The organism is Variovorax sp. P1_H12_2 (assembly GCF_056405335.1).
The window spans coordinates 1-3,142 of sequence record NZ_JBFUCI010000579.1; the positions used below are offsets into that span (position 1 = coordinate 1).

The window sequence follows — 3,142 nt, forward strand, 5'->3', positions numbered from 1 at the left end:
CTGCGCATAGGCCGCGATGCCGGGCTTGGCGACGGGCTCGCAGTCGGTCACGCGGCGCGGCATGCTGCCGCCGAGCCCGGCGCGCCGGTCCAGCAGGTAGCGCATCTCGGGGCTGTCCTCGGCCGGCTTGTAGAAGGCGAGCGAGGTGGCCTGGGCATCGGTGAGCGGCAGGTTGAAGCGGTTGCGGAATTCGATCAGGTCGGTGTCCTCGAACTTCTTCTGCGAATGCGTGGTCATCTTGCCCTGGCCCGCGCTGCCCATGCCGAAGCCCTTCTTGGTGTGGGCCAGGATCACGGTCGGCTGGCCGCGGTGCGCGGCCGCCGCGGCATAGGCGGCGTGGATCTTCACGAGGTCGTGGCCGCCGCGCTTCAGGCGGTCGATCTGCTCGTCGGTCATGCCCTGCGCCAGGCGCGCGAGCGCCTCGTCCTGGCCGAAGAAGGTGTCGCGGTTGTAGCGTCCGTCCTTGGCCGCGAAGGTCTGCATCTGGCCGTCGACCGTGTTGGCGAAGGCGCGCACCAGCGCACCGCCGATGTCGCGCGCGAAGAGGCCGTCCCAATCGCTGCCCCAGACCAGCTTGATGACGTTCCAGCCGGCCCCGGCGAACAGCTTCTCGAGCTCGTCGATGATGCGGCCGTTGCCGCGCACCGGCCCGTCGAGGCGCTGCAGGTTGCAGTTGACCACCCACACCAGGTTGTCGAGCTTCTCGCGTGCCGCCAGCGTGAGCGCGCTCATCGATTCCGGCTCGTCCATCTCGCCGTCGCCGAACACGCCCCACACCTTGCGGCCTTCGCAGTTCAGCAGGTGGCGGTGCGTGAGATAGCGCATGAAGCGCGCGTGGTAGATCGAGCTGATCGGCCCGATGCCCATCGAGCCGGTCGGGAACTGCCAGAAGTCCGGCATCAGGTACGGATGCGGGTAGCTGCTGAGGCCGCGCGCGCCCTGGCCTTCGGTGAAGGCGGGCGCCGTCAGCTCCTGGCGGTAGTGCGTGAGGTCGTCCTCGCTCAGACGGCCTTCGAGGAAGGCGCGCGCATACACGCCGGGCGCGCTGTGCGGCTGGAAGAAGACGAGGTCGCCAAGGTGTTGCCCCCCACGCTCCCCCACTTCGTGTGGGTCGCTGCCCCCCCTCGGGGGGCGCTCGCCGCTTGGGGCGGCCCGGCGCGGCTCGGCGTCGGTGCGCGCATGGAAGAAGTGGTTGAAGCCGGTCTCGAACAGGTCGGCCGCGCTGGCGTAGCTCGCGATGTGGCCGCCGAGTTCGCCATAGGCCTGGTTGGCGCGCACCACCATCGCGAGCGCGTTCCAGCGCATCAGCGAGGCGAGGCGCTCCTCGATCGCGAGGTCGCCGGGGAACGCGGGCTGGTCGTCGACCGCGATGGTGTTGACGTAGGGGGTCGCCAGCTCGGGCTGCCAGCCGATGCGCCGGGCCCGCGCCAGGCGGGCGAGCTCGTCGAGCATCCAGCGCGCGCGCTCCGGCCCGTGGGCTTGAGCCAGCGCAACGAAAGCCTCGCGCCATTCGGCGCTTTCCACGGGGTCGGGGTCGTGCAGGGGCATGTCGAACGGGGCGCGCAGCTGGCTGGGGGAGATCGGAGCGTTCATGAACCGCAATTTAGGCCGGCGGCGTTGAAACTAGCTGCTGTTTGTACGCCTTTTCCGCGATGCCGGCCGCATAAAATGCCGCAACCCTCCCGAGCGGCAGCATCAAATGCAACTGGACACGATCGACCTTCGCATTCTCGACGAGCTGCAACGCGATGGCGCGCTGTCGAATGTCGAACTGGCGCGCCGCATCCGRCTGTCGCCCTCGCCCTGCCTGGCGCGCGTGAAGGCCCTCGAAGGCGCGGGCGTGATCCAGCGCTACGTGGCGCTCGTCCATGCCGGCGCGCTGGGTCTGGGCCTGAACGTCTTCATCTCGATCAGCCTGACGACGCAGAGCAAGCAGTCGCTGGCCGAGTTCGAGCAGCGCATCGCGGAGCACGACGAGGTGATGGAGTGCTACCTGATGACCGGCGACAGCGACTACCTGATCCGGGTCGCGGTGGCCGACATCGCGGCGCTGGAGAAGTTCATCCTCGAGCAGCTGACGCCGATCGCCGGGATCGAGAAGATCCGTTCGAGCTTCGCGCTCAAGCAGGTGCGCTACAAGACCGCGCTGCCGCTGCCCTGAAGTCCGGGCCCCGTGCGGMCCTCATTGATAATCCGCGATCGCGCAGGCCGGTGAGCCGGCAAGGACGACCGTTCAGTGGACATTTCTTTCGATCTCGTGTTCGGCGCCTTGACGCTGATCGTGGCAGGCGCCGCGCTGGCCATCGCGCCCCGCGAGCGGCGGCTCGAATTCCTCATGCACATCACGATCGTGACCATGCTCACCATCTTCGTCGTGAAAATGGGCTGACCCCCAGGTTGGCTCACTTCGTGTAGCCGCCCACCCCCTTTCAGGGGGCGCTGCCAGCGGTCCGGCGAAGCCGGCCCGCGGCAGCCCACGAACAGAGGGCGCCGGCGCGGCCTCTACCTAGGCCAAAGGGCCCAAAGGCGCAGGGGCTGATTGACCCTTGCCGCGACGCGGCCCGCATCGGCGCCGGTGCCCGCGAAGTAGTCGGCCCGCACGGCGCCAACGATGGCGCTGCCGGTGTCCTGCGCGATCACCAGCTTGGCCAGCGGCACGGCCGGTCCCGGCGATGCAAGCCAGACCGGCGTGCCGTAGGGAATGCTGTCGCGATCGACCGCGATCGAGCGGCCGGCCGTGAGCGGCACGCCCTGCGCACCCACCGGCCCCGAGGCGGCATCGACCTCGTTCAAGGGCTCCTCGCGGAAGAACACATAGCGCGGATTGCTCCACAGCAGTTGCGACACCCGCTGCGGATTCTGGGCGACCCACAGCTTGGTGTCCTCCGGCCACAGGCTCACCTTGGTCGCGCCCTGGCTCATGAGCCATTGCTGCACGCTCCGGTAGGGCTGCTCGTTGGTCGCCGCGAAAGCCACGCGCACCGTGCGCCGAGTGCCATCGGGCTCGGTGATGCGCAGCCGTCCCGAGCCCTGGATATGGAGCATCAGCGCGTCGATCGGGTCGGCCAGCCAGGCGATCTCCCTGCCGCGCAGCGCGGCCTGGGCCTGGGGCAGGGTGTCGATTTCCTGGCGCGTGTACCAC

At 69.0% G+C, this 3,142-nt stretch carries 3 protein-coding genes and 1 pseudogene; 2 read left to right on the forward strand and 2 right to left on the reverse strand.

Going from position 1 to position 3,142, the window contains the following annotated elements:
* Positions 1–1,593, reverse strand: a pseudogene (locus AC1D2K_RS32630) (pyruvate dehydrogenase (acetyl-transferring), homodimeric type); the annotation flags it as partial.
* 106 nt (positions 1,594–1,699) lie between these two features.
* Between AC1D2K_RS32630 and AC1D2K_RS32635 the strand changes: the two are divergent.
* Both AC1D2K_RS32635 and AC1D2K_RS32640 read left to right on the forward strand, forming a co-directional pair.
* The gene (locus AC1D2K_RS32635) at positions 1,700–2,161 is read left to right on the forward strand and encodes an Lrp/AsnC family transcriptional regulator (protein ID WP_478094321.1); all 462 of its coding nucleotides are present in this window, start codon (positions 1,700–1,702) and stop codon (positions 2,159–2,161) included.
* A 75-nt stretch (positions 2,162–2,236) separates the two neighbouring features.
* On the forward strand, positions 2,237–2,389 hold the full coding sequence (locus AC1D2K_RS32640; protein ID WP_478094323.1) for a hypothetical protein: 153 nt from the start codon (positions 2,237–2,239) through the stop codon (positions 2,387–2,389).
* 113 nt (positions 2,390–2,502) lie between these two features.
* Here AC1D2K_RS32640 and AC1D2K_RS32645 read toward each other — a convergent pair.
* On the reverse strand, positions 2,503–3,142 hold a 640-nt coding region (locus AC1D2K_RS32645), incomplete at its 5' end, for an MltA domain-containing protein (protein ID WP_478094325.1).